Origin of the sequence: Halomonas sp., from assembly GCF_034520545.1 — a bacterium.
GTDB lineage: Bacteria > Pseudomonadota > Gammaproteobacteria > Pseudomonadales > Halomonadaceae > Halomonas.
Genome location: NZ_JAXHNN010000010.1, coordinates 390,879 through 410,245, shown reverse-complemented (window position 1 = coordinate 410,245; position 19,367 = coordinate 390,879). Strand labels below are relative to the sequence as shown.

General features: G+C 63.9%; 16 protein-coding genes and 1 pseudogene. 11 read left to right on the top strand and 6 right to left on the bottom strand.

Translation table 11 applies throughout. The annotated features are described in order from the left end of the window. Position 1: 1 nt before the first annotated feature. From moaC to U5L98_RS10475, 4 genes are all read left to right on the top strand, one after another. On the top strand, positions 2 to 847 hold the full coding sequence (gene moaC, locus U5L98_RS10490; RefSeq protein ID WP_322558257.1) for a cyclic pyranopterin monophosphate synthase MoaC: 846 nt from the start codon (positions 2 to 4) through the stop codon (positions 845 to 847). 3 nt (positions 848 to 850) lie between these two features. Then, positions 851 to 1,306 (top strand): molybdopterin synthase catalytic subunit MoaE, encoded by a 456-nt coding sequence (gene moaE / locus U5L98_RS10485; RefSeq protein WP_322558256.1) that lies wholly within the window; start codon positions 851 to 853, stop codon positions 1,304 to 1,306. After that, positions 1,303 to 2,295, top strand: coding sequence for a GTP 3',8-cyclase MoaA (gene moaA, locus U5L98_RS10480; RefSeq protein WP_322558255.1), 993 nt, complete (start codon positions 1,303 to 1,305; stop codon positions 2,293 to 2,295). The genes moaE and moaA overlap by 4 nt, the downstream gene beginning before the upstream one ends. Positions 2,296 to 2,554: 259 nt before the next feature. Then, complete coding sequence (locus U5L98_RS10475; RefSeq protein WP_322558254.1) at positions 2,555 to 2,845, top strand: hypothetical protein; 291 nt, start codon at positions 2,555 to 2,557, stop codon at positions 2,843 to 2,845. 223 nt (positions 2,846 to 3,068) lie between these two features. Here U5L98_RS10475 and U5L98_RS10470 read toward each other — a convergent pair whose 3' ends face one another. From U5L98_RS10470 to U5L98_RS10460, 3 genes and pseudogenes are all read right to left on the bottom strand, one after another. Beyond that, on the bottom strand, positions 3,069 to 4,676 hold the full coding sequence (locus tag U5L98_RS10470) for a ribonuclease J (RefSeq protein ID WP_322558941.1): 1,608 nt from the start codon (positions 4,674 to 4,676) through the stop codon (positions 3,069 to 3,071). Between the two features lie 290 nt (positions 4,677 to 4,966). Then, positions 4,967 to 5,062, bottom strand: a pseudogene (locus U5L98_RS10465) (amino acid ABC transporter permease); the annotation flags it as partial. 46 nt (positions 5,063 to 5,108) lie between these two features. After that, positions 5,109 to 7,091 (bottom strand): diguanylate cyclase, encoded by a 1,983-nt coding sequence (locus U5L98_RS10460; protein ID WP_322558253.1) that lies wholly within the window; start codon positions 7,089 to 7,091, stop codon positions 5,109 to 5,111. A gap of 274 nt (positions 7,092 to 7,365) precedes the next feature. Here U5L98_RS10460 and U5L98_RS10455 point away from each other — a divergent pair, with 274 nt between their 5' ends. The 3 genes from U5L98_RS10455 to U5L98_RS10445 all read left to right on the top strand — a co-directional run bounded on the left by U5L98_RS10455 (position 7,366) and on the right by U5L98_RS10445 (position 13,532). Further along, positions 7,366 to 8,037 (top strand): lysozyme-like domain containing protein, encoded by a 672-nt coding sequence (locus U5L98_RS10455; protein ID WP_322558252.1) that lies wholly within the window; start codon positions 7,366 to 7,368, stop codon positions 8,035 to 8,037. Between the two features lie 104 nt (positions 8,038 to 8,141). Further along, a complete protein-coding gene (locus U5L98_RS10450) occupies positions 8,142 to 9,299 on the top strand; it encodes an RNA-guided endonuclease TnpB family protein (protein ID WP_322558251.1) in 1,158 nt (385 codons plus the stop codon). 270 nt (positions 9,300 to 9,569) lie between these two features. Next, positions 9,570 to 13,532, top strand: a complete 3,963-nt coding sequence (locus U5L98_RS10445; RefSeq protein ID WP_322558250.1) for an EAL domain-containing protein — start codon at positions 9,570 to 9,572, stop codon at positions 13,530 to 13,532. Positions 13,533 to 13,585: 53 nt separating this feature from the next. Here the strand turns inward: U5L98_RS10445 and U5L98_RS10440 are convergent, their stop codons facing one another. Beyond that, positions 13,586 to 14,344 carry a M15 family metallopeptidase gene (locus U5L98_RS10440; RefSeq protein WP_322558249.1) on the bottom strand — a complete coding sequence of 253 codons (759 nt, stop codon included), beginning with the start codon at positions 14,342 to 14,344 and terminating at the stop codon, positions 13,586 to 13,588. Between the two features lie 139 nt (positions 14,345 to 14,483). On the opposite strand from U5L98_RS10440, the gene purU reads away from it, so the two are divergent. Both purU and U5L98_RS10430 read left to right on the top strand, forming a co-directional pair. Further along, positions 14,484 to 15,338: a formyltetrahydrofolate deformylase gene (gene purU / locus U5L98_RS10435; RefSeq protein ID WP_322558248.1), complete on the top strand. Its 855-nt coding sequence runs from the start codon at positions 14,484 to 14,486 to the stop codon at positions 15,336 to 15,338. A 1-nt stretch (position 15,339) separates the two neighbouring features. Beyond that, positions 15,340 to 16,011: an energy-coupling factor ABC transporter permease gene (locus U5L98_RS10430; protein ID WP_322558247.1), complete on the top strand. Its 672-nt coding sequence runs from the start codon at positions 15,340 to 15,342 to the stop codon at positions 16,009 to 16,011. Positions 16,012 to 16,033: 22 nt separating this feature from the next. On the opposite strand, the gene dinB is transcribed toward U5L98_RS10430, so the two are convergent. Continuing rightward, entirely contained in the window at positions 16,034 to 17,080 is a 1,047-nt protein-coding gene (gene dinB, locus U5L98_RS10425) for a DNA polymerase IV (protein WP_322558940.1), read from the bottom strand. Between the two features lie 95 nt (positions 17,081 to 17,175). Further along, positions 17,176 to 17,832, bottom strand: a complete 657-nt coding sequence (gene lexA, locus U5L98_RS10420) for a transcriptional repressor LexA (RefSeq protein WP_322558246.1) — start codon at positions 17,830 to 17,832, stop codon at positions 17,176 to 17,178. Positions 17,833 to 18,178: 346 nt separating this feature from the next. On the opposite strand from lexA, the gene U5L98_RS10415 reads away from it, so the two are divergent. Further along, positions 18,179 to 18,847 (top strand): TetR/AcrR family transcriptional regulator, encoded by a 669-nt coding sequence (locus U5L98_RS10415; protein WP_322558245.1) that lies wholly within the window; start codon positions 18,179 to 18,181, stop codon positions 18,845 to 18,847. Then, entirely contained in the window at positions 18,847 to 19,365 is a 519-nt protein-coding gene (locus U5L98_RS10410) for a L,D-transpeptidase (RefSeq protein WP_322558244.1), read from the top strand. The genes U5L98_RS10415 and U5L98_RS10410 overlap by 1 nt, the downstream gene beginning before the upstream one ends. The last annotated feature ends 2 nt before the right edge of the window (positions 19,366 to 19,367 follow it).

The window sequence follows — 19,367 nt, the reverse complement described above, 5'->3', positions numbered from 1 at the left end:
CATGTCCCTGACCCATATCAATGCCCGCGGCGAAGCCCACATGGTCGACGTCGCCGACAAGCCTGAAAGCACCCGCGAAGCCAGTGCCTCAGGCCTCATCCGCATGCAGCCCGAGACCCTGGCGCTGCTCGCCGAGGGTGGTCTGCCCAAGGGCGACGTACTGGCTACGGCGCGCATCGCCGGTATTCAGGCCGCCAAGCGCACCCATGAACTGATCCCGCTCTGCCATGCCCTGGCGCTGTCCAAGGTCGCCATCGACTTCGAGCTCGACGAGCCCGAGTGCTGTGTACATGTCACCGCCACCTGTCGCCTCACCGGACGAACCGGTGTAGAAATGGAGGCGTTGACCGCCGTTTCGGTAGCCTGTCTGACCCTCTACGACATGTGCAAGGCCGTGGACAAGGGTATGGAGATCGGCGCTATCCATCTCGATACCAAGACCGGCGGCAAGTCCGGCGACTATCGCCGTGATGAAGCCTGGGGAGCGCGAGCGGTGGCACCTTCCATTATCGAGTCTTCCCCGTCACCTATCGTCACCGGTGAGGGGGTATCCGGCGAGGTATCGGTGGGGCATCGTTGTGACATTGCCACTCCCTGTCTCCGCGTCAAATGCCTGGCCGAACTGCGTGAGCGACTCGGGGTCGGCGATGTCTCGGTTCCCCTCGAGCGTCTCCCGAGTTCCGATGTGGCGGGTCTCAAGACGGCCCTCAAGGCTCTTGACGCCCGCTTCGAAGGCCTCGACCAGGGGCGCGTCCTGTGTGCCGTCAACCAGGTGATGGCCAGCGATGCCACCCCGCTGACCGATAACGACGAAGTGGCCTTCTTCCCCCCGGTGACCGGAGGCTGAACGATGATTCGCGTGCAGGAGAGCGTCTTCGATGCTGGCATAGAGCTGCGAGCCTTGCTCGAGGGGCGCAGCGATATTGGCGCGGTGGTGAGTTTCACCGGCCTGGTGCGTGACTTCAACGAGCGACCCGAGGTTCAGGCGCTGACCCTGGAGCATTATCCGGGGATGACCGAGGTGGCCCTCGACGAGATCGTCGAGCAGGCGAGGTCTCGCTGGGTGCTTCAGGGCGTGACCGTGATCCACCGGATTGGACGCCTCGAGCCCGCAGACCCTATCGTGTTGGTAGTGGTCGCCAGCGCCCATCGACGCGCCGCCTTCGATGCCTGCGATTTCATCATGGATTACCTCAAGACCCGCGCGCCTTTCTGGAAGAAGGAGCACACCGCCAGCGGGGACTACTGGGTTTCGGAACGCGACGGAGATCATCAGGATGCTCGTCGCTGGGAGATGTCTACATGACCGATGAGCTGATCGACGATTTCGGCAGGCGAGTGCGCTACGTGCGCATTTCGGTCACCGATCGCTGCGATTTTCGCTGTGTCTACTGCATGAGCGAGGAGATGACCTTCCTGCCGCGTGCCCAGGTGCTGACCCTGGAAGAGTTGGCGATGGTCGCCCGGGCCTTTACCGAGATGGGGGTGGAGAAGATCCGCCTGACCGGGGGCGAACCCCTGGTCAGGCGTGATATCGATCACCTGGTCGATGATATCGGAGCGCTGCCGGGGCTCAAGGACTTTGCCATGACCACCAATGGTGCGAGCCTGCCCAAATTCGCCCGGCGTCTGCGCGAGGGTGGCCTGCAGCGACTCAATATCAGCCTCGATTCCCTGGACCCCGGACGCTTTCGCCGGCTCACCCGCACCGGTGACCTGCACAAGGTCATCGACGGTATTCGTGCCGCTCGCGACGCCGGCTTCGAACGTATCAAGCTCAACGCCGTCATCCTCAAGGGTCGCAATGATGACGAGGTGGTCGATCTCGTCGATTTCGCACGTGAAGAGGGGCTCGACATCAGCTTCATCGAGGAGATGCCCCTCGGCGATGTGTCCGATCACTCGCGTGCCGAGACCTTCTGTTCCAGTGACGAGGTCCAGGCACATATCGAGACCCGCCACACCCTGATTCCCACCACCGAATCGACCCTCGGCCCGTCGCGCTATTTCAAGATGCCCGACAGCGAGTCTCGGGTCGGCTTCATCTCGCCCCACAGCCACAACTTCTGCGACACCTGCAACCGGGTCCGCGTCACCGTGGAAGGGCGCCTGTTGCTGTGCCTCGGCAACGAGCACTCCGTTGACCTGCGCGCTGTCCTGCGTCGTCACCCCGGCGATATGGAGGCGCTCAAGCACGCCATCGTACGCGCCATGCCGCTCAAGCCAGAGCGGCATTACTTCACCACGGACGGCGACGTCCAGGTGGTACGCTTCATGAACATGACCGGCGGCTGAGATGTCATCAAAGCCGGATGAAAATCGGCAAAGAGGCGAAGCGGGCGACATCACGATGTCGCCCGCTGTCTTGTGGCAGGGAAAATCCTGCCGATACATCGCGAGTTCCGCACGGCTGCCTACGTTTGATGGCGTCAATTTCTCCTGTCTTTGCCCCACTTTTTCCCGCGGCTTTTCTTGCCAATATGGCGCAAGTGCATATACTTTTGACGTGTCATTACGCAACACAACCGTCCAACATTCGGCATGGAGACCGCTAATGTCCAGCGAATCCCTGGAGCGCATCGCCCGCAACAAGAACGTGGCTCGTGCCGCGGCACGCCAGCTGAGCATGGAACAGCTTCGCAAGCTGGCCGAGGTCATCGGTGAGGTGATCGATCAGAAGAAGGACGAGGAAGTTCAGCGCCAGGAAGAGGAAGCCGACAAGGCCAGGAAACTCGCCGAAATCCGTGAGCAGATCAACGAAGCCGGCCTATCCCTGGATGATCTGGTGACCGAACAGCCCAAGCGCAAGCGTGGTCGTCCGCCGAAGAATGCCAACAAGGGTTGAGGTGCCTTTTGTTTCACCGCAGTGGGCGCGAAAAAAGGTTCTTCGCAAACTGGCGTGAAAGCGATCGGGAACATGTAGGCCGGATAAGCCGAAGGCGCATCCGGCGTGAAGATTGTGCCCTCTCCACGCCCGGTGCGCTGGCGCTTACCGGGCCTACGGAGACTGGGTGGCCAGTTGGTGTCGTGCGGTGAACCATTACGCCAGTCTGTGTGAAGAATACGCTCTACTTCTCCAGCATCTCCGCTTCCACCGCGAGGATTTGCAAGTGGACCTCGGGCACCCGGTGCAGGTGATCGGCAAGCCAGCCTAGCAGCCTGGGTTGCAGCGCCAGGCGTAATTCCGCCAGGGAATCCACCTCGATCCTTTCGAGACAGTCATCCAACCAGTCGGCAAAGGCGGTCTCGTCCATCGGGCTCGCCTGGCTAGTGTCGAGCATCAGCCGGCCGATGCGGGTCCAGCCGGTGTCCGTAGCGGCCACCGATATGGCGAGGTACAGGCTGCCATGGCGTGAGCGGTTATCCCTGTCGCCACTCCCCAGGCCGGGCAGGGCGGAGACCGCATCCTGGCTGACGATGTGCGGCTGCTGGGGGTGGCGCGCCTCCAGGGAAAGCCCCTCGGCATCCAGGCGGATCAGATCCCCGTTGACCGGCGTCACCGGGGCCTGAATGCCGAGTTCCTCGGCCAGTTCCTGGTGGGCCTGCTGGTGGCGAGGCTCGCCATGCACCGGCAGCAGGTGGCGTGGTTTTACCCAGCCGTAGAAGGTGCGCAATTCGTCCTGGGCCGGATGGCCCGAGGCGTGCAGTTCGGGGTGGTTCTCGTCGTCGAGGATGGCCACGCTGAAGTGCTTGAGTCCACGCTTGAGGCGATCTATCAACCGCTCGTTCCCCGGGATGGCCTTGGCAGAGAAGATCACCGTGTCGCCGGCCATCAGCTCGAAGTGGGGGTGGCGCCCCCGGGAGAGGCGTGATAGCGCGGCGCGCGGTTCGCCCTGGCTGCCGGTGGCGATCACCAGGACTTCCTCAGGAGGCAGATAGCCAAGGTCGGTCACCGGCACCAGGGGTGGCAGGTCGTCCAGGTAGCCAAGCCCCCGGGCCACGGCCACCATGCGCTCCATGGAGCGCCCCATCAGGCTGACTCGGCGGCCGCAGCGCGCCGCCGCACGGCCGATGGCCAGCACCCTTGCCAGGTTGCTGGCGAAGCAGCTCACCACCACCCGCCCCTCGCAGCGGGCGATGGTATGTGCCAGCGCGTCCGCAACCTCACCCTCGCTGCGCGAGTGGCCGGGAATCGGCGCGTTGGTGGAATCTCCCACTACCAGATCCACGGGCGCGATGGCGCGAAAGGTCGCGGCCGAGATCGGTGGCCCGATCAGCGGCTCGGGATCGAGCTTCCAGTCACCGGTATGCAGCACTCGATAGGCGCCGGCGGCGATCAACAGCGCGCAGCTCTCGGGAATCGAGTGGGTCAACGGCAGGTAACGCAGGGTAAAGGGCCCGGTCTCCAGCGCCTCGCCGGGCTCGATGACCTGGATGGCGTCGGTGGCCAGGCCGCGCTCGGCGAACTTGGCTCTCAGCAGGCCGGCGGCCAGCGGCGTGGCGTGGATCGGGCAGCCCCACCTGGGCCAAAGCCAGGCGGCGGCACCGATATGATCCTCGTGGCCGTGGGTGATGATCAGCGCCCGGGGTCGGATCGACAGCGTCTCCAGGGTGGAGAGATCCGGCACCTGGAGGGGATTGTCCGGCAGATCCTGGCGGATCATCATGCCGCAGTCCACGGCGATCCAGTCATCTTCATGGCCCTTTTCCCCAACACCATAGAGGCTGAGGTTCATGCCGATCTCGCCGCAGCCGCCCAACGGCAAGAAATGCAGAGGAGGGCGGCGGCGAGGACGAATCTGGACGCGTGGTTGTGGCATCGAGGAGGGCGCGGGCCTTGAAAAGTGTCACATTACTATACGGGAAGCCCGCCGAGCCCCACAACGCGGCCGTGAGCCATTCGGCTCAGGTCGGAGTGTCCAGCGCTACCTGTGTCGCCAGTACCTTGCGTAGGAAGTCCCGCGTGCGGGGATCCTGCGGTGAACCGAAGAGCTGGCCGGGTGGTCCCTGCTCCACGATGATCCAGTAGCGCAGCCTCCGTCTGACTTCGGTCGACCCCGACAATGGCGGCACGGATGGATTCCGCCATATAGGCCGAGAAGTTCAGGGTCAGGCCCATGATGTCAAGCCGTATATAGGTTCCGCAGCGGCTATCCTTAAAGGTCTGGTCATCCGCCGACCACACTGTTACGACCCTGTGACTTGGCCGCATAGCTCGCCGCGTCGGCACGCCCTGTCACATCATTGATGCTCTGGTCTGCCTGCTGGAAGCTAGCCACCCCGATACTGACCGTCACCCGCCAAGTCTGGCCGTTCTGTTCCAGGCCTTTTGCTGCAATCCGTGCCCGTAGCGATTCGGCGATACGCATGGCCTGAGGGAACTCGCAGCCCGGCAGCAGAATGGCGAATTCGTCACCTCCTTGACGAGCAGCATGATCGCTGTTGCGCGTTTCCGCGCCCATCGCCGCTGCCACCTGCTGCAGCATGCTGTCGCCCAGGGCGTGGCCGCCCGTATCGTTGACGGTCTTGAAGTGGTCCAGATCGAATATCAGCAGGGCCGATGGAGTGCCGGCTTTTTCCCAGGCAGCGAAGGCCTCCTCCAGCCTGCGCTGGAAGCCGCGACGGTTGAGCAGGCCGGTCAGTGGATCATGCTCTGCTTCCCAACGGAGCAGGATATCCTCGTGTTGGCGTTGGGTGATGTCGCGCACGATTCCCACCAGGCCGATGATCTCGCCATCCACGCGGATTGCATTGGCGTGGACGTCCAACCAGTAAAGTTCCCCATCCTTGCCGTGGTAGCGGAACTGACGAACAAGGTCCTTCTGTCGGAGAAGGCATGCCTGCCAAGCGGCCACCAGGGGTTCGCGATCCTCCTCGTGGATACGCTTGGCCCAGGTTGGCAGATGGACCGGCGGCCTGATCCCCAGCAGCTGTTTCAGTGTCCGATTGACGAAGGTCAGGCGTCCCTGGGTATCGGTGACGAACATGCCCTGGGGCGAGGCGGCCAGAATGCCCTTTAGAAAGGCCTTGCGCTTTTGCAGGTCTTCCATCGTCCTTGCACGATCTTGTTCCACCTCATTGAAGACGTCGATGACGCGGCGCAATTCGTGCATTCGGGTTGCTATCTGAAGGGAGCGCCGGCGGCCGTGACCCAGATCCTTGATCTGATGAGCCAGGCGCGTCAGTGGCCGCAGGGCCAGCCAGATCAAGGCCGCCATCACCGGTAGCAACAGCCCCAGTACCCACCAGGCTCGCAAGGCAATGCGCTCCATGACGTCTGCCAGGGGGCTATAGACCTGATTCAGGGGCAGGTAGAGGCCCAGGATCCAGTCGGCGGGCCAGATCTGTCGATAGGCCGTCAGAGCCGCGCTGCCCCCGTGCAGCTTGCCACTGGCTTCGCCCTCCCAGCCATCAAGCGCCAGATCCATCCAGGGGTCCTGCACGACGTCATCCAGGGTCGGCAGGCCTTGTCTCTGCTCAGGATGATAGATCAGCTGTCCCGAGGCCGTGGCGATCACCACGTGGCCCTCATCGCCCAGCCGAAGACGATTGAACCCCGTGAACAACTCGCTGCGGTCGAGTTCGACCAGTCCGCCCAGGAAACCGGCATAGCGGCCCTGCTCATCATGGCGTGGAACGAGCATCATGACCAGCAGCCTGCCGGAGACATCACCGACGAAGGGTTCGCTGACATGGGGGCGCTGGATGTTGCGCATGAAGCGTGCGTAGCTCCGGTGGCTGACGTCCCGGCCGATACGACCCGCAATCATCGGCCAGTCATCGACGACGGTATTCTCGGCATCGACCACGACCAGGCCCTCGAACATGGCGAGCACGGGATCGTGGTTTCCCCGCGACAGTGATCCCGGGGAGGGGTCACGGAGTTGACCGGCCAAGCGTTCCAGCACCTCCAGGCGCTGCTCGATCTCATTCGTGATGTCGTTGCGTATCAGATCTGCTTCATAGCGGAGGTGCACGCGGTTGGATTCTTCGACAAGCAGTGTGCCGGACTGCCAGCCCAGGGCCAGCAGTATCAGACTCAACAGCGTCCAGATCACCACGACCCCCAGCAGTAGACGGCCCCGCAGGGAGAAGAGGTGGCGATGCAGGGCATGTCTCAAGGGCTGGGCGAATCTCTGTTTAATGGCCACGGCTCTCCTTGTGTTGTCGTCACGCTGGACTCGCGTTGCGGGTGTGGGTCGTAGACATCCGACGAAAAAGGATGCCACCCCGCTAGCCGGATCGAAAGGGCGTGGGCTGGCGCGGTTCCTTCGCGAGTCGAAAACGTGGTGTGCTGCTGCAGTGCCTATTGGTCGTTGACCGGGCAATTTCAGAGATCGCGGTGCTATCCTGTCTTCGCTACAGTTTACGCGCATGGCGCCGCTGAAAGGAGGGCGCCACCCTGGCCATCAAGGCGGCTGAACCATGACCTCGACTGACACTGCCAACCCGACCCTGCCGTGCCGGTCGGCCCTGCGCCTTCTGTCCACTCTGGCGTTTCTCGTATTGCTCTCAGACTGTGCGATGCTGGCTCCGGCACCCCCCGAGAACCAGTCGAATATCTGCGAGATCTTCCGCGAGCAGCCCGACTGGTACGATTACGCTCGTGCCTCAGAGGAAAAGTGGGGTACACCCGTTGCTACTCAGATGGCCTTCATCGAGCGCGAATCCAGCTTCCGTAGCCATGTGAAGCCGCCTCGCGGCAAGCTGCTCGGCTTCATTCCCTGGAAGCGACCCTCCTCTGCCTATGGCTATGCCCAGGCCCAGGACCCGGTATGGGAAGAGTACGAGGACGAGGCAGGGCGGCTGTTTGCGCGGCGGTCTCACATGAAGCACGCCACCGACTTCATCGGATGGTACAACGCCCGTACCCAACGCATGACCGGCGTTTCCCTGCACAACCCCGAGCACCTTTACCTGGCCTACCACGAAGGGCAGGGGGGTTATCGACGCGGCTCCTGGCGCGGCAAGCCCGGCGTGCAGCGTGCCGCCCGCCAGGTTGCCGCTAACGCCTCACGCTATCGGAATCAGCTCGCTGCCTGCGAGGCGGAGTTTCGCTGCGACGGCCTGCTCGAGGTATGGCCCTTCTGCCGCTGATCAAAGTGCGCGTCAAACCTCGTACTTCTGGTGCGAGGAAGGAAAGCGTGAGGCGCGTCAGCGCCTCTATTGATAGGTTAAATATAGCGCTCTAGATTTACGTCATGACTACCGTGCATCGTGCCTACCGCTATCGCTTCTATCCGACGTCTGAGCAGACCGAGCAGCTTGCCCGGACGTTCGGCTGTGCGCGGTACGTCTACAATCACTTCCTGCGCGAACGCACGGATGCCTGGTTCGAGCGCCAGGAGCGCATGGGCTACAACACCACCGCCAAGGCCCTTACCAGCCTCAAGAAGCAGCCGGAGACGGCGTTTCTGGCCGAGGTCTCCAACGTCTGCCTCCAGCAGTCACTACGGCATCTGGATCGCGCCTTTGCCAATTTCTTCAAAGGCCAGGCGCGCTATCCGACCTTCAAGAAGAAGCGCCGCAAGCAGTCGGCCACCTACATGGCCAACGGCTTTCGCTGGCGCGACGGGCAACTGTGGCTGGCTAAGCAGAAAGACCCGCTGAATATCCGCTGGAGCCGGTATTTCAGTGGCGAGCCCACCAGCATCACCGTTAGCCTCGACACTGCTGGGCGCTATCATGTCAGCTTCCTGGTGGAAGAGGAGCAGTCCGTGCTGCCGGTCACGCCCAAGATGGTCGGCATCGACCTGGGGCTGACGCACCGCGTTATCACCAGCGACGGTGCCAAGATCCCCAACCCGCGCTTCCTGCGCCAGACCGAGCGCAAGCTGGCCCGCGCCCAGCGGGCGCTGTCACGCAAGCAGCGCGGCTCAGCCAACCGGGCCAAGGGCCGCCACAGGGTGGCCCGGCTGCATGCCAAGCTGGCTGATCAGCGTCTCGATGCCACCCACAAGCTCACCACGCAGCTCATTCACGAGAACCAAGTCGTTGCGGCGGAGAGCCTGCAGGTCAAGAACCTGCTCCAGAACCGGTCACTGGCCAAGGCGATCAGCGACGTGGGCTGGCATCAGATCACGCTCCAGCTCGCCTACAAGGCCGAGCGGTGCGGACGCGATTTCGTGCAGATCGACAAGTGGTATCCCAGCTCGAAGCGCTGTTTCCACTGCGGCCACATCGCCGACCAGATGCCGCTGAATGTTCGCACCTGGGACTGCCCGGCCTGTGGCACCCAGGGCATCGACCGCGACATCAATGCCGCCCGCAACATCTTGCAGGCGGGGAAGGCGATCCTGGCGGGGGCCGACAAGCTCCGCCATCACGAGCACACTACCGTGGGGCACACGGGAGGTTAAGCCTGTGGAGCCTGTGTAAGACCGGCGGTGTCATCACCAAGGGCAGCGGGCGATGAAGCAGGAACCGGGGAGGCAACAACCCGGGAATCCTCTTCCTTCAGGGAGAGGAGGATGTCAATTCCCCTCGGCCAGACGCCTCTTGTTCTGTGCCTATTGGATAGGCTGGTAACAGTGAGCGAAGCGCCTCACCATCTTGGGTATCATGGCAAGGGAACGACTGCGCCGGGCGGAGCCTGGCATAGTGTCGATCAAGCGCAGGGAGCAATGTTCATGCCGTTCAAGACCCGCGATATCGCCCTGGACAGCTGGCTGCTGATGGTATCGGTGGCCTCTTTGCTGATGGGCCTGACCGGCATGATGCAGTGGTTTCACGACACCCTACCGACGCTGCTGGTCCCGGACGCCTCGTTGGCCGCCCTGTTGTCGGGTGCTGGCCTGCTGGCCGTGGTGCAGCACTGGCAGCGGGTACGTCTTCTGGCGGGTGGCGGCCTGCTCGCCTTGATGGGCTATGCCCTGCTGCACAACGTCATCGCCGATGGTAGTCAGTCGGGCATCTCCTGGCTGTCCGGGGGGCCGCGGGTTTCTTCACTGTTAGCCGTCTTGCTGGTGGTGGTGGCCACTTGTCTGTTATCGGGGCTAGCCCGACGTGGACTGCGTCGATGGTGGCTCTTTACCGGCTGCCTGCTGCTGTTGTTCGGGGGCTCACTGCTGGTGGTGATGCACTTTTTCACAGCGGATGCTCCTGGTTTGGCGGACATGACCTCTTCCCCGCTGGTGGTGGCGCTCTTCACGCTGATGTTTGGCAGTGCCATGGTCGCGGCGAGTGCCAGGACGAGCCAGAGGAAGCTCCAGTTGGGAAGAGCGGCCGTCATGGTCGGCCTGGCAGGGCTGGTGGCCAGCAGCCTGGCGTGGTACCTGCTTGGCTGGCAGCAGCAGCAACGGATCTACCAGCAGGCTGAATACCTGCTCGACAACGTTCGCTTCAATGCCGAGCAGGTGATGGCGACTCACCTGATGCTGATGCAGCGCATGGCCGAGCGCCTTGACGCTTCCGCTACTGGACTGGAACCCGCCGTACTGAACCGCGATGTGGCCAACAATCTGCGCGACACCCCGAGTCTCGAGGTCATCGGCTTGCTGGGCAGCGACCAGGAGTGGCGCTGGCGCCAGGCGCGAAGTGTCGAGTCTCAGCGCTGGTTAACGCAATGGACGGAAACCGACCGCGTGCGAGACTGGCTGAACATGCCGTTTCCACAGCCACGCATGATGGTGCCCGATGACAGCATGCCGGGTATGGCGATCATGGTGATCGCGATACCCAGTCGCGATCAGCAGCTGGTGGCCGTGCTGGACATGGCTACTCTTCTCGAGCGTGGTCTGCGCCTTCAACTGGTTGGCTTCCAGGTCAACCTCTCTCGTGACACCGAGCTGATCACCGCACTGGCGGCGCAGGGCATGAGAGCGCGTGATGTGAGTGATGCCCCCACCTTTGCAGTACGCCACATCGGTCTGCCGGGTGGCACCATGATCAGCCCCTCGGTGCATCCCGGTTCCGAGGCGAGCTGGCTGCAGGCCGGTCTGGTGCCGTCAGCCGTTGGCCTGGGCGGGCTGACGCTGAGCTATCTGCTGGTCTTCAGCCTGGGGATGGCGCGCCTGGCCCTGGGGCGTTCCAGGGACCTGATGGCAGCCCGGGAGCATCTCGAGCAGCAACAATCCATCCAGGCGATGATCGCCTCGGAGGTGCCGATCGATCAGACCCTCGAGGCCATCTGCACCATGCTCGAGGGGCAGCTTCCGGGAGCATCATGCTCGATCATGCTGGCCGACGACGAAGGCCATACGTTGCGTCTGGTGGCGGGTAACAGTCTGCCGATGAGCTTCCGTGAGGCGCTCGGCTCGATACCCATCGGGGCCGGCATCGGTACCTGCGGCAGCTCGGCCCATGGCCGTGAAGTGGTGATCTGTGAGGACATCGAGCACGACCCGCGCTGGGAGGGGTTCAAGTCGCTGGCCGTCAACGCGGGGCTCCTGGCCTGCTGGTCCTATCCGGTGATCGCCAGTGAGGGACGCTTGTTGGGGACCTTTGCGACCTACTATCGACGCCCGGCCAAGCCGGGGAATAGCGAACTGGAAATGATGCGACAGGCCGTGGATCTGGTGGCGCTGGCTGTGGAGCGCGAGCAGGATCGGCGTTCCTTGTGGGAGAGCGAACAGCGCTATCGCTCGCTGTTCGCCTACAACCCCGATGCGGTGTTTTCACTGGATCTAGAGGGACACTTCGTCTCGGCCAATGAGCACTGTGCGGAGCTGACCGGTTACTCCGTCGAGCAGATGATCGGCGCGCATTATTCCCTGTTCCTGACCCCGGGCGATCTGCCCTATGTGCAGGAAAAGTTCGAGACCACCGCGGCCGGGGAACCCATCCGCTATGAGCAGCAGGTTCCGCATCGGGATGGCAAGATGCGCTGCCTGGATCTCACCAACTTGCCGATCGTGGTCGGTCAGCATATCAAGGGCGTCTATGGCATCGCCAAGGACGTGACCCAGCGGCGCGAGAACGAGATCCGGCTGCGGACTCTCGAGCGCAGTGTGGAAGCCAGCATCAACGGCGTGACGATCGCTGACGCGAGGGAACCCGATCTGCCGATCATCTATGCCAACGACGCCTTCCAGCGCATGACCGGCTATTCTCGCGAGGACGTCATCGGCCGCAATTGTCGCTTCTTGCAGGGCCCCGAGACCGACGAGGCGACGGTGCAGCAGATTCGCCACCACCTGACCCACTACCGCGAGGTGCACGTCACCCTGTGCAATTATCGCAAGGACGGCACCCCCTTCTGGAACGACCTTTACATCTCGCCGGTGCGTGACGAACAGGGTCGAGTCTCCCACTATGTGGGCATCCAGCACGATATCTCCGAACACAAGGCCTACGAGGCCCGCCTGGCCTACCACGCCAGCCATGATGCCCTGACCGGGCTGCCGAACCGCTCGTTGCTGGAGGATCGGCTTGTCCATGATTTCGAGCTGGCCAGGCGACAGGGGCACTTGCTGGCGGTGCTCTTCGTCGACCTCGACGAGTTCAAGCCGATCAACGACAGCCTGGGCCATGCCGTAGGGGACCAGCTGCTGCAGGGTGTTGCGCAGCGCCTCTCCGGGGCGATGCGCCCGGGCGATACCCTGGCACGCCTGGGCGGCGACGAGTTCGTGGTCCTGCTGCCTGATCTGCACAATGAAGAGCAGGCGCTGCAGGTGGCCGAGCGGTTACTGCCGATCATTGCCCGGCCCTATCGGATAGGCGGGCATGAGCTTTCGCTGTCTTGCAGCATCGGTATCGCCGTCAGCAACCCCTCGGTGTCCCAGGCCATCGAGCTCATCCAGCAGGCCGACATGGCCATGTACCGGGCCAAGCAGCAAGGGCGCAATGCTTACCAGTGGTTCACGCCCGAGATCACCCACCGGCTGGGTGATCGCGTCGCGTTGCGCAACGAGCTCCAGGAGGCCATCGATACAGAGGCCTTCGAGCTGCACTATCAGCCGTTGATCGATCGCCAGGGTCGGGTCGCGGGCGTGGAGGCGCTGTTGCGCTGGCCCAACCCCGTGCGCGGGTACATCTCTCCCGAACAGTTCATTCCCCTGGCCGAGGAGACAGGCCTGATCATTCCCATCAGCGAGTGGGTGCTCTCCAGAGCCTGCCAGGATCTGCGTATGCTCGATCAGGCGGGATACGGCATCCTGAATGTCGCGGTCAACCTTTCACCGCTGCAGTTTCACCGTGCGAGCTTTCTCGGCAACCTGCGCCAGACCCTGGCGGTCACCGGGCTACCGGCGCCGAAACTGTCGCTGGAACTGACCGAGGGCGTGCTGATGAATGATACCGAGAGTGCCATCGACATCCTGCATGCTCTCAGGGGCATGGGCGTGGGTGTCGCCATCGACGACTTCGGTACCGGTTTTTCCAGCCTCAGCTACCTCAAGAATCTGCCCGTCGACACGGTGAAGATCGACCGCAGCTTCGTCAGCGAAGTGACACGCAATGCGGAGGATGACGCCATCATCCAGGGCATCATCTCCATGGCGCATCACCTCGGGCTGCGGGTGGTCGCCGAAGGCATCGAGCATGAGGAGCAGCATCGCTTGCTGATGACCCATGGCTGCGATCTCTTTCAGGGCTTCCATTTTGCGCGGCCCATGCCGCTGGAGCGCCTCATCGATTTTCTCGGCGAGTCCTGAAGACGCCTCAGCAGTGGCCGCCAGGATGACCTTTTGCCGCCAGGGGGCGCAGGTTACAACTGTCTCCTCCAGCGACTTTCAATGGTCTCCAGCTCCGCCGGCCCATAGAGAGCCTGTGTGTGGCCGCCGTAATGGGCCCATAGCTGGTCACCCGAATCGTAGTGCCACCACTCGCTTGGCAGGTTGGTGAAGCCCTGTTCGCGCATGGCGCTGTAGAGGCGGCGGCGGTTGTCGCGCGCCTGCTGCTGCCGGGCATCGGGGTGAGGGATGGCTTCCAGCGCGGCGGTGTGCGACGCCGGCACCGCCTCGTCGAACAGGGTGCCCATGTCCAGCGGCAGGCCATCGGCATCACTCAGGGTCAGATCCACGGCGCCGCCGGTGAGGTGGGGGCTCGGCGAGGTCGCCTCTCGGCTGGGCACGGAGACGAATTCCCGCGTCCGCGCCAGAAGTGCCTCTTCGCCGAGCTCGGGGTGGTGCGACCTGATGGCCTCCTGCAGCGTATCGAAGAGGTACTGTTGCACGCGCCAGGGCCGCCAGCCGTCGAGAACAATCAGCCCGTAGCCCGTGGGCAGGGAGCGAGCCACCTTCAGCAGCTGGCGATATACCCCTTCACGGACATAGCACTCGTCGATCGCCCCGGGAATAGCCTGCCTGGCATAGACCGGAAAGATCTTGATCGGTGACGGCGCCAGGCTCAGGGGAACCAACGGCTCATCACTTCCGGTGATGGGAATGCGGCTCACCACCGGCCAGTCAGGCTCGGGGTGACGATCGATGGGCGATGACAAGGAGCGGTTCAAGGAAGTCTCCATGGGGTCAACCTGGGTGAACAGGATCAACACCGGCTGCAATGGTTACCCGGAAGGGTTCACCATACAGCACCATACAGGCGCGGCTGCTCTTTTTGGTACAATGCCACTCCGAGCTACAGCCGCAACCCGGGATCATCCGATGTCACACTACTATCGCCTGGTGGTTTCCTGTCCCGACCGCCTGGGCATCGTTGCCAGGGTCTCCAACTTCATCGCCGGGCATGGCGGCTCGATCACCGAGGCCAGCCAGCACTCCGACCTGGAGGCCGGGCGCTTCTTCATGCGCTACGAGATTCTCGCCGACTCGGTGGGCATGCCGCCGGAGACGCTGCGCGAGGCCTTCGCGCCCATCGCCGAGGAATTCGAGATGACCTGGGCGCTCACCGACACCCGCCAGCGGCGTCGGGTGGTGCTGATGGTTTCGCGGGAGACTCATTGCCTGGTGGACCTGCTCTATCGCTGGACGGCGGGGGAGCTCGACTGCGACATCGCCGGCGTGATCTCCAATCATGAAGACATGCGCGGCCTGGTGGAGTGGCATGGCATCACCTACCACCATGTACCGGTCAAGGCAGACGACAAGCAGGCCGCCTTCGCCGAGGTGCAGCGGCTGGTCGACGACGCCCGCGCCGATTGCGTGGTGCTGGCGCGTTACATGCAGATCATGCCGCCCGAGCTCTGCCAGCGCTTCCAGGGGCGGATGATCAACATCCACCACAGTTTCCTGCCATCCTTCGCCGGCGCCAGGCCCTATCACCAGGCGCATCAGCGTGGCGTGAAGCTCATCGGTGCTACTTGCCACTATGTCACCGAGGAGCTCGACGCCGGGCCGATCATCGAGCAGGACATCCACCGGGTCAGTCATTGCCACACGCCCGACGACCTGGTGCGTTTCGGGCGCGATGTGGAGAAGGCGGTGCTGGCGCGCGGCCTGCGTTGGCACCTGGAGGATCGCGTGCTCATTCACGGCAACAAGACCGTGGTCTTCGCCTGAGATGACGATTGCCGAGCCGGTTCTCGCCCCCTGGCTGCTGTGGCTGTGCGGCCTGATCTCGCTGGCCTTCGTCGGGCTGGCCTTAAGCCGCCGGCCCTGGATCGTGCTACTCGATGATCACGCCCTGCAGCATCGCTGGCTGGCCGCTACCGTCATCGTGATGCTCTTCTGGCAGCTGCGGGCCCAGGCGGTGGACTGGCTGACCCTGCACCTGATGTTCACCGCCCTGTTGACCCTCGTCTTCAAGGCGCCGCTGGCGCTGCTCTCGATCACCGCGATCAACATCGCCATGGTGCTGCTGGGACGCATCGAGTGGCCGCTGCTGGGAGTGAACGTGCTGGTCACCGGGGTGGTGCCGGCCCTGGTGATGGGCATCATCTGGCGGCTGGTCGACCGGCGCCTGCCCGACAACCTGATGGTCTTCATGTTCGTCTGCGCCTTCTTCGGCTCGGCGATCGCCACCCTGGCGGCGGGGCTTGCCGCCGTAGGGCTGATGGCCCTCGGCGCCACTGACGCCGAAGCCCTGCGCCAGGCGCTGGAATACGCCCGCTTCCTGCCGCTGCTGATGCCCTCCGAGGCCTTCATCACCGGCATGCTGATGAGCATCCTGCTGGTCTATCACCCCGGCTGGGTCGCCACCTTCAACGACCACCGCTATATCGATACCAAGTGAGCGGCCAAGCGGCGCTCGGTGCTCACAACGGCAGCGTCAGCTGCTGCCGTGCTTCTTCGGGTACCAATCGCACGCCGACGCCGAGCAGGCGTACCGGGCGGCGGGCGCGGGCCCAGGCCTGTTCCAGCAGCCGGGTGTAGCTGTCTGCGTCGGGGGTTAGGCCGCGGCTTTCCAGGGTGGTGAGGCTGAAGTCGTCGAAGCGGACCTTGACGAAGAGCCCCGCCATCGGCGGGTGGCCGTGGCGTTCCAGGCGGCCCTGCAGCTTCTCGCAGAGCGGGGCGAGGGCGGCGCTGGCGGTCGCGAGATCGGGCAGGTCGTGATCGAAGGTGGTCTCCACGCTTACCGACTTGCGCTCGCGCTCGATGCGCACCGGGCGGTCGTCGATGCCGTGGGAGAGCTCATAGAGCCGGCGACCGAACTTGCCGAACTCGTCCAGCAGGCGTTCGATGGGCAACTCGCGCAGTCCGGCGCAGGTGGCGATGCCCATGGCATCGAGCTTGGCGCCGGTGGCCGGCCCCACGCCGTGGAGTTTCTTGACCGGTAGTTCACGCACGAAGGCATCGACTCGCTCCGGCGGGATCACCGTCAGGCCGTCGGGTTTCTCCCAGTCGCTGGCGATCTTGGCCAGGAACTTCGACGGCGCCGCGCCCACCGAGACGGTGATGCCGGTGCGCCGATAGCACTCCTCCTTTATCCATTCGGCCATCCAGGTGGCACTGCCGCGAAAGCCCTCGACCTCGGTCACGTCCAGGAAGGCCTCGTCCAGCGACAGCGGCTCCACCAGCGGGGTGAGCTCGTGGAACACCGCCTGGATCTGGCGCGATACCTCGCGATACTTCTCGAACTGGCCGCGCATCAGCGTCAGCTGGGGGCAGAGGCGCAACGCCCGCGCGGTAGGCATGGCGGAGTGGATGCCGAAGGTGCGCGCGGGGTAGTTGCAGGTGGCGATCACGCCGCGCTGTTCCCGCGATCCACCGATGGCCAGCGGGATATCGCGCAGGGCAGGGTTGTCGCGCATCTCCACCGCAGCGAAGAAGCAGTCGCAGTCGGCATGAAGAATCTTGCGGATTTGGCTCATGCGATCAACAAGGCCCCGCAGTGAGGCCCGGTAAGTGACAGCGCACGGGCAGGCCCGATGCGCTGGCCTACGATTTAACGTCAGGGTCAGCCCAGCGCCTGGCCGTTGCCTCCGCGGATGACGCCCACCCCGATGCCTTCGATCTCCAGCGGGTCATGGCGCAGGTCCACTTCGATGGGCGCGAAATCGGGGTTCTCGGCTTCCAGGGTGACCACATGGCCCCGGCGGTGGAAGCGCTTGACGGTGACCTCGTCCTCCAGGCGCGCCACCACGATCTGGCCGTCGCGGATGCGCTCGGTGCGGTGTACCGCCAGCAGGTCGCCCTCGAGGATGCCGGCATCCTTCATGGAGAGACCGCGCACCCGCAGCAGGTAGTCGGCCCGGGGAGTGAAGTATTCGGGCGGCAGCGGGCAATAGCGATCGATGTGCTCGGCGGCCAGTACCGGGCTGCCGGCGGCCACCTCGCCGATGATCGGCAGGCCCTGGGCCGGCTCTTCCAGCCCCTCCTCGTTGGCGGCCTCCGGCTCCTGGGCCGGCAGGCGGATGCCCCGAGACGTGCCGCGGATCACCTTGATCGCCCCCTTGCGCTCCAGGGCGCGCAGGTGCTCCTCGGCGGCATTGGGTGACTTGAACCCCAGCGCCCGGGAAATCTCCGCCCGGGTCGGTGGGTAGCCCAGCTCGTTCATGGTCTTGACGATGAAATCGTATACGTTCTGCTGCCGGGCCGTGAGTGGGCGACTCATGGGACCTCCAGGGTCGGTAACCAGGGAGTGGCGATCGCCTCGCCACCTGTCTGGTCAAGTATACAGCATGTCTTTCCATCCAGTAAAAGCGATAACCTTGAAGAGGCAAGAAACCCCGAGGGTCAGACCCCGGCGGAGAGTAACGCCGTTCAGACGGAGCACCACGCTGGGCTTGGCGGCATGGCCGGGGTCTGACCCAGAGGGCGGTCAGGCAGCCAAGAGGGTATTCGGCTATCTATGCTGTTTCAAACACCCGGCACTCCTCGATATTGAGCAAGCATCATAGTTGTCATACACTTTAAGTATTTTCAAACTGTCGTTTCTAATCACATGGAGCCGTTTCCCCATGGCCCAGCAACCCGACACCGTCACTCGTATCCTCGATACCGCCGAGGTGCTGTTTGCCGAACGCGGCTTCGCCGAGACCTCCCTGCGCAACATCACCAGCAAGGCCAGGGTCAACCTGGCGGCGGTCAACTACCACTTTGGTTCCAAGAAGTCGCTGATACAGGCGGTTTTCGCACGCTATCTCGACCCCTTCACCGTGCGCTTCCATGCCGCGCTCGATGAGCTCGAGGCGCGCCATGAGGGCGGCGACATCCCTCTGGAAGAGCTGCTGGAAACCATGGCGTGCAGCGTGCTCGAGGTGCCGGCGGAGCGCCACAGCCTGAAGGTGTTCATGCGTCTGCTGGGGCTCGCCTACAGCCAGGCCCAGGGGCATCTGCGGCGCTACATCCAGGAGGAGTACGGTAGCGTGTTCACCCGTTTCACCGAGCTGGTTCGCAGGGCCACGCCGGAGCTTCCCGACGCCGAGCGCTTCTGGCGGCTGCACTTCATGCTGGGCACGGTGATCTTCACGCTCTCCGGCCTGGATGCCCTGCGCGATATCGCCGAGAAGGACTACGGCGAGCACGTCAGCGTGCGCGACCTGGTGCGTCGTCTGCGCCCGGTGGTCGTGGCGGCCATGAGCGCGCCCTTGCCCGAGCCCCTTCCGGTTCAGCGCGAGGCGGGCTGATGCGCACTCCCTTGCTCACCGAGCTGCCGCCGGCGGAAGGTGTTTGGCTGGAGATCGACACCGCCGCCCAGCGGCTGACGGTATGGCGAGGGCGCGAGATCGACTGGCAGTGTGCAGTTTCCACGGCCGCCAAGGGTACCGGGGAAGAGCAGGGCAGCGGCGCCACGCCGCTGGGTTGGCATCAGGTACGCGCCGCCATCGGCGCGGGCAACCCGCCAGGCACCGTCTACCGCGGCCGCCGGCCTACCGGCGAGGTCTACAGCGAGGCCCTGGCCGCCGACCACCCGGGGCGAGACTGGATCCTCACCCGCCTCCTCTGGCTGAGTGGCCTGGAGCCCGGCCGCAACCGTGGCGGAAACGTTGACTCACAGCGCCGCTATATCTACCTGCACGGCACCCCGCCGAGCGAGCCCATGGGCGTGGCCCGCTCCCATGGTTGCATCCGTGTGCGCGATGATGACCTGCTGGCGCTGTTCGAGATCGCCGTACCGGGTACGCCGGTCTGGCTGCATGATTGAGG

Bases quoted from the DNA above. Each gene is read 5' to 3' on its own strand.
- moaC (WP_322558257.1), top strand. From the start codon at position 2: ATGTCCCTGACCCATATCAATGCCCGCGGCGAAGCCCACATGGTCGAC.
- moaE (WP_322558256.1), top strand. From the start codon at position 851: ATGATTCGCGTGCAGGAGAGCGTCTTCGATGCTGGCATAGAGCTGCGA.
- moaA (WP_322558255.1), top strand. From the start codon at position 1,303: ATGACCGATGAGCTGATCGACGATTTCGGCAGGCGAGTGCGCTACGTG.
- U5L98_RS10475 (WP_322558254.1), top strand. From the start codon at position 2,555: ATGTCCAGCGAATCCCTGGAGCGCATCGCCCGCAACAAGAACGTGGCT.
- U5L98_RS10470 (WP_322558941.1), bottom strand. From the start codon at position 4,676: ATGAACCTCAGCCTCTATGGTGTTGGGGAAAAGGGCCATGAAGATGAC.
- U5L98_RS10455 (WP_322558252.1), top strand. From the start codon at position 7,366: ATGACCTCGACTGACACTGCCAACCCGACCCTGCCGTGCCGGTCGGCC.
- U5L98_RS10450 (WP_322558251.1), top strand. From the start codon at position 8,142: ATGACTACCGTGCATCGTGCCTACCGCTATCGCTTCTATCCGACGTCT.
- U5L98_RS10445 (WP_322558250.1), top strand. From the start codon at position 9,570: ATGCCGTTCAAGACCCGCGATATCGCCCTGGACAGCTGGCTGCTGATG.
- U5L98_RS10440 (WP_322558249.1), bottom strand. From the start codon at position 14,344: ATGGAGACTTCCTTGAACCGCTCCTTGTCATCGCCCATCGATCGTCAC.
- purU (WP_322558248.1), top strand. From the start codon at position 14,484: ATGTCACACTACTATCGCCTGGTGGTTTCCTGTCCCGACCGCCTGGGC.
- U5L98_RS10430 (WP_322558247.1), top strand. From the start codon at position 15,340: ATGACGATTGCCGAGCCGGTTCTCGCCCCCTGGCTGCTGTGGCTGTGC.
- lexA (WP_322558246.1), bottom strand. From the start codon at position 17,832: ATGAGTCGCCCACTCACGGCCCGGCAGCAGAACGTATACGATTTCATC.
- U5L98_RS10415 (WP_322558245.1), top strand. From the start codon at position 18,179: ATGGCCCAGCAACCCGACACCGTCACTCGTATCCTCGATACCGCCGAG.
- U5L98_RS10410 (WP_322558244.1), top strand. From the start codon at position 18,847: ATGCGCACTCCCTTGCTCACCGAGCTGCCGCCGGCGGAAGGTGTTTGG.